The sequence below is a fragment of the Rickettsiales bacterium genome (assembly GCA_033762595.1).
Taxonomy (GTDB): Bacteria; Pseudomonadota; Alphaproteobacteria; order Rickettsiales; family UBA8987; genus JANPLD01.
In genome coordinates this window covers 1-6,341 of record JANRLM010000043.1, presented here as the reverse complement: position 1 = coordinate 6,341, position 6,341 = coordinate 1, and the positions used below count along the sequence as shown (strand labels likewise).

Below are 6,341 nucleotides of genomic sequence, written 5' to 3'. Positions count from 1 at the left end.
AAGGGCAAAATTCTTGGATAAGGCTTACAGCTTTATGGCTCGTGTGCGTGTTCCGGGCGGGGTTTGCACGCCATCCCAATGGCTTCATATGGATTGGATTGCAGATAATTACGCCAACGGCACGCTTAAATTAACCACTCGTCAGGCATTCCAATTTCACGGCATCATCAAAACTAATCTAAAAACTGCCATTGCAGAAGTTAACCAAGTTTGCCTTGATACCCTTGCTGCTTGCGGTGATGTGAACAGAAATGTAATGTGCAACCCAAACCCTTATCAATCTGAACATCATGCCGAAGCCTTGCAACTGGCTGTGGATATAAGCAATCACTTAACGCCACGCACTTCTGCTTATCACGAAATTTGGCTTGATGACGAGCTAGTTGCAGGCGTAAAAGGTGAAGATGAATTGCTTTCAGGTGCTAAAAAAACTAAATGTGATTCCCCAATAAACGCACAAAAGCCGGCATCTTCAGAGGAAGAGCCAATTTATGGCAAAACCTATCTGCCTCGTAAATTCAAGGCGGTGGTTGCAGTTCCACCTTCAAATGATGTTGATATTTACGCTCATTGTTTGGGCTTTATTGCGATAATAGAAAATAATAAAATCATTGGCTATAATGTTTCAGTTGGTGGCGGAATGGGTATGACGCATGGCGATGATACAACCTTCCCGAGAACCGCTGATATTATGGGTTTCTGCACGAAAGAGCAGGCCGTTGATGTTGCTGAAAAAGTGGTTATTGCCCAAAGGGATCTAGGAAATCGTGATGTTCGTAAGCATGCACGCTTAAAATACACCGTTGAAACGCTTGGAATTGATAGGTTTAGAGATGAAGTTGAAAAACGCCTCGGCTATAAATTAGAAAAGGCGAAGCCTTTCAAATTTGAAAATACTGGTGATAGATATGGCTTTGTGCAAGGTTTTGATAAGAAATGGCATTGCACGCTTTTCATTCAAAATGGCAGGCTTTTTGGCAAGCAAAAGCAAGGCTTGGCTGAAATTGCAAAAATCCATAAAGGTGATTTCCGTTTAACTTGCAACCAGAATGTTATTATCGCAAGCATTGATGAGAGGGATAAACCTACAATTGAAAAGCTTCTTAAAGAATATAACCTCGCAGATTTCAATCAATCTGGGCTTCGTAGAAACTCAATGGCTTGTGTTGCACTGCCAACTTGTGGTCTAGCGTTAGCAGAAAGTGAAAGATATTTACCTGATTTAGTTACCGAAATTGAAAAAGAATTTGAAAAGAATGGCATTCGTGAGGAAGATGTTGTGATAAGAATGACAGGTTGCCCAAATGGTTGTGCAAGGCCGTATTTAGCAGAAATTGGCCTAGTTGGAACAAACCCGGGGCGATATAATTTATATTTAGGTGCTGGGTTTGATGGCTCTCGCTTGAATAAGCTTTATAAAAAAGATGTTGAGGGCGTAAAAGTGCCGGAAATTCTCTCACCAATCATTCAAGATTTTGCAAAAAATCGCAATAAGGGTGAACATTTTGGTGATTTCACAATCCGCAAAGGCTATGTAAAAGCCACCACCGCTGGCAATAATTTTCATAAATAGTTTTAGTTACTTTATCTAGTAAAACTTAAAACTCCTCAAAAACTGAGCAAAATTTCTTTGAATATATTTTCCATTACTCTATAAATATTTATTATGGAAAATAACCCTAAAAATGAACAGAAAATAGTTTCTCTGAAGGCCACTAATTCAGCCTCTAATAACGCATCTGAAGCCTCAAGTAACAATCAAATTTCTGATAACATAAAATCACTGCCACAAAATTTAGAGGCTGAGCAATATTTGCTCGGTGCGTTGATGAATAATAATGAATATATCAATCGCGTTGCGGATTTTTTGCAGGCGGAAAATTTTTTTGATCCACTTCACCAAAAAATTTATCAAACAATTTTAAGCCTTAATGATAAAGGAATTATTGCTAATGCAGTGACACTCAAAAATCACTTTAATGGTAATGAGGCAATTGAGTTACAAGGCGGGGTTTCATATTTATTTCGCCTTAGTGGGCTTGGCGCTGGCATTACAAATATTAGGGATTACGGCTTGCTGATTTATAATCTTCACATAAGCCGCCAGTTAATTAATATTGCTAATGAAACCTTAGAGGATTCCTACAAAGCAACTGGTGATGAAAATGCAAGTCTTCAAATAGAAACGCCAGAAAGTAAGTTATTCCACCTTGCTTCAACGGGCTTTGGTGATAGCGGTTTTTCTCATGCGAAGTCGGCGATTTCTAATGCAGTTAAATTTGCGGATATTGCTTCAAAAGGTGGTTTTGATGGTGGTGTTACCACGAGTTTCAAATCAATGGATGATTTAATTGGTGGTTTTAATAAATCTGATTTGATAATTTTAGCAGCTAGGCCTTCAATGGGTAAAACCGCGCTTGCCCTCAATTTTGCCCTAAATGTTGCAATGCATTTGAAAAAAGATTTCACCAAAAAAATTGATGAATATCGCAAAAACCCTAAAGGAGCAACTGAGCCAACGCAAGGCTCGGTTGGTTTTATCTCACTTGAAATGTCTGCAGAACAGCTTGCAACAAGGTTTCTTTCAATCAAAACAGGGATAAATGCTTTTAATATCAGGCGTGGGCATCTCAAAAAATCTGACAATGTTGAGCAAGATGAATTTAATAAATTAATTAAAGCCTCGCAAGATTTGCAAGCCCTGCCAATTTTTATTGATGATACTCCTGCCCTTTCAATTTCGGCAGTTCGCACTAGAGCCAGAAGGCTTAAAAGAAAGCATAATCTTGAATTTTTAGTAGTTGACTATTTGCAATTAATTCACGGCACAAATAAAAAATCGCAGGAAAGCAGAGTGCAAGAAATTTCTGAGATTTCAATGGGTTTGAAGGCGATTGCGAAGGAATTAAATATCCCTGTTTTAGCTCTTTCCCAGCTTTCAAGAAAAGTAGAAGAAAGAACTGATAAAAAGCCACAACTTGCAGATTTAAGAGAATCTGGCTCAATAGAGCAAGATGCTGATATTGTAATGTTCATCTATCGTGAAGCCTATTATGAGGAACGCAAAAAGCCCTCAGAGGAGAGCTCTAATGAATTCAACGCTTGGCGTGATAAGATGGAAAAAATTGATAATATCTCAGAAATTATCGTCTCAAAAAATAGAAATGGCCCAATTGGCAGTGTAAATCTTTACTTTGATAAAAACACAACCCAATTCACTGATTACGCAGAAGAATATTGATTATGAAAATAATTATCACAGGGGTGGCAGGGTTTATTGGTTTTCATTTGGCTAAAAGCCTTCTAAAACAGGGTTTTTCAGTGTTTGGAATTGATAACCTAAATGATTATTATTCCCCAAAATTAAAACAAGATAGGCTTGAAATTCTTCGGGAAGCCTCAAATAAATTCACTTTTTATAAAGCGGATTTTTCTGATGCAAAAATTATCACTGAGATTTTTCAACGGCATCAAGATGCAAATCATTTAATTCATTTAGGAGCACAGGCAGGCGTTAGATATAGCCTTGAAAACCCAATCGCATATGCAAATAGCAATTTGCTTGGGCAGGTGGTGATTTTTGATAATGCGATAAAATATCTCAAAAATATTCCAAAAATTATTTACGCTAGCTCAAGCTCAGTTTATGGCAATCAGCAAAAAACACCTTTTAGTGTAACAGATGATGTTAGCAAGCCAGTTTCGCTTTATGCCGCCACCAAAAAATCTTGCGAGTTAATTGCAGAAAGTTTTTCTCATACTCATAATTTGCATTCTGTTGGCTTACGCTTCTTCACCGTTTACGGCGAATATGGCAGACCAGATATGGCTTATTGGAGTTTCTCTCAAAATATTCTTGAAGGTAAGCCAATCAAATTATTCAACAACGGCAATTTGGAACGGGATTTCACTTATATTAATGATATAATCTCTGGTTTAGTAGGGGTTATTCATATTGAAAATAACCCTGAAAACAAGCACAGAATTTATAATCTTGGCAATAATAAGCCAGTAGCACTTAAATATTTCGTTGAGATTTTGGAAAAAAACCTCGGCAAAAAAGCTGTAATAGAATTCGCCCCTATGCAAAAAGGCGATGTTTACAAAACTTACGCTGATATAAAAGAATCTCAAAAAGATTTTAACTATAACCCCAAGACTTCTATTGAAGAAGGTTTAGAAAAATTTGTTAAGTGGTTTAGAAATCAATAATTCCTCTGCCTGAAAGATAGGGCTTCGGCGATGTGAGGCTTTTCAATAATTTCGTTTTCTTCCATATCGGCAATAGTGCGGGCAGTTCTTAAAACTCTTGTGTAGCCTCGCATTGAGAGGTTTAGGGCTTCCGCCCCTTTTTGTAAAATATTTTTTGCTTCATCGGTTGTTATACAAAATTTTTCAATATCATTGCCTTGTAAATCAGAATTAGTTTTATAATCAGTTTCTTTATATCTATTTCGTTGAAACTCCCTGCATTTGAGCACTCTACTTTTGATGGTTTTGGAACCCTCGCCATTGGTTAAATTAAAAGCCTGATGAGCATTTTGCTGAGAAACTTCAATATAAATATCAAATCTATCAAGAAGTGGTCCTGAGATTTTTGCCTGATATTCATTCGCACATTTTGGTGCACGTGAGCAGGCCTTCGCAGCATCATCTAAATAGCCACATTTACAGGGGTTCATTGCGCCAATTAGCTGAAATTTCGCTGGGTAAGTTATATGAGAATTCACCCGAGAAATACTCACTTCTCTGGCTTCCAGCGGTTGCCTTAAGGAATCCAAAACTTGCCTTGGAAATTCAGGAAATTCATCAAGGAACAAAACACCATTATGAGAAAGTGAAACTTCACCCGGCTTTGCACGAGTTCCACCGCCAATCATCGCCGGCATTGAACAATTATGATGCGGTGATCTAAACGGCCTTTTGGTAACTAAATTTCCGCCTTTAATATTACCTGCAATTGAATGAATCATACTTGTTTCAAGAATTTCCTTTGGCTCTAACTCTGGCAGAATACCTGCTAATCTAGAGGCTATCATTGATTTTCCTGAACCAGGTGGGCCACTCATTAGTAAATTATGCCCCCCTGATGCCGCGATTTCTGCCGCTCTTTTTGCGGTTTCCTGTCCACGAATATCAGCAAAATCAGGATATTTTATATTATTGCTTTCCTCTAAATTTGGTTTGAAATTTGGCCTTCCTATGATTTGCATTCCTTTGAAATGGTTAAGAAGTTCGGTGATGGTTTTAACCGCTAGAATATCTAAATCTTCGCCCGCCCAGCAGGCTTCTTCAGCGTTTTCCTTAGGGCAAATTAAACCTTTATTTTCTCCAAGTGCAGATATTGCCGAGGGCAAAACGCCACTAACGCCAATCACGCCAGCATCAAGAGAAATCTCACCAAGTGCGTAATATTTTATAATCTCAGATTGCGGCAGTAAATTCATCTGCGTTAGCAAACAGAGAATAATTGGGAGATCATAATGGCTACCTTCCTTGAAGACATCAGCTGGCGATAAATTCACAACTACCCTTTTAGCAGGGAAGCTCAAACCTAGTGATGAAAAGCAGGCTCTAATTCGCTCACGAGATTCAGCAACTGATTTATCTGGCAGGCCAACCACGCTAAAATTGACCATTCCAGAGGAAATTTGGCACTGCACATCAACTGGAATTGTCTCTATTCCATTGAATGAAAATGTGTTGATATGTGCAACCATCGGTTTTAGGAAAGTAAAATTTCAATACAAAATTGATACAATATTATGAAGGGTTTTCAATTTATTTTGTTAGAAAGTAAATTCTAAAGATTCCAACTTCATCTAGTTTAGTTGGTTTGTAATTAAGCTTGCGGAAATATTCTTCATCTAAACTTCTTGTTATAAAAATAACTTCTTCTGCATTATTTTGAAGTTTATATTTCAAATCAAAATGATCATTCACAGAATTTGAGAAATTTAGCTTGTAAATAATCTGTGGGGTTTTCCCTTCTCTTAATGCATAAGTAAGTGGAGCGATAATTTTTCTTTCATCACTTGCAATTAATGCTTCGGGGTAAATTTCTTGATATTCTTTTATTTTTTCAACTGGTTGATACCAAATATAGAGCCTTTCTAGCGGGTTTTTCTTGAGATTAAGATTTGTTATAAGTGTTGGCTTTACTGAAATAACGCCAAAAATTAAAAATAAAACAACAGAAATTGTGAGCCATAATTTGAGGAAAAAATCCATATTTTTTCTAACTAAATACCAAGCAATTAAAATTGAAATGCCAATATAAGCAGGTGCAGACCAATGAGCTTGTGCAGAAGCAAAAAGGCTTAAAAGCAACCCTGCAATTA

General features: G+C 37.3%; 5 protein-coding genes. 3 read left to right on the top strand and 2 right to left on the bottom strand.

Going from position 1 to position 6,341, the window contains the following annotated elements:
• The 3 genes from SFT90_03465 to SFT90_03455 form a co-directional block, all read left to right on the top strand.
• Positions 1-1,573 (top strand): NADPH-dependent assimilatory sulfite reductase hemoprotein subunit (locus SFT90_03465; GenBank protein ID MDX1949545.1); only part of this gene is annotated, 1,573 nt, incomplete at its 5' end.
• Positions 1,574-1,666: 93 nt separating this feature from the next.
• On the top strand, positions 1,667-3,241 hold the full coding sequence (locus SFT90_03460; GenBank protein MDX1949544.1) for a replicative DNA helicase: 1,575 nt from the start codon (positions 1,667-1,669) through the stop codon (positions 3,239-3,241).
• A 2-nt stretch (positions 3,242-3,243) separates the two neighbouring features.
• Complete coding sequence (locus SFT90_03455) at positions 3,244-4,212, top strand: SDR family NAD(P)-dependent oxidoreductase (protein MDX1949543.1); 969 nt, start codon at positions 3,244-3,246, stop codon at positions 4,210-4,212.
• Here the strand turns inward: SFT90_03455 and SFT90_03450 are convergent.
• Positions 4,206-5,720: a YifB family Mg chelatase-like AAA ATPase gene (locus tag SFT90_03450; protein MDX1949542.1), complete on the bottom strand. Its 1,515-nt coding sequence runs from the start codon at positions 5,718-5,720 to the stop codon at positions 4,206-4,208. The two genes, SFT90_03455 and SFT90_03450, sit on opposite strands and share 7 nt — an antisense overlap.
• Before the next feature lie 61 nt (positions 5,721-5,781).
• The coding region (locus tag SFT90_03445; protein ID MDX1949541.1) for a hypothetical protein at positions 5,782-6,341 on the bottom strand (560 nt) is incomplete at its 5' end.

Coding starts and splice junctions, on each gene's coding strand:
- SFT90_03460 (MDX1949544.1), top strand. CDS start 1,667: ATGGAAAATAACCCTAAAAATGAACAGAAAATAGTTTCTCTGAAGGCC.
- SFT90_03450 (MDX1949542.1), bottom strand. CDS start 5,720: ATGGTTGCACATATCAACACATTTTCATTCAATGGAATAGAGACAATT.
- SFT90_03455 (MDX1949543.1), top strand. CDS start 3,244: ATGAAAATAATTATCACAGGGGTGGCAGGGTTTATTGGTTTTCATTTG.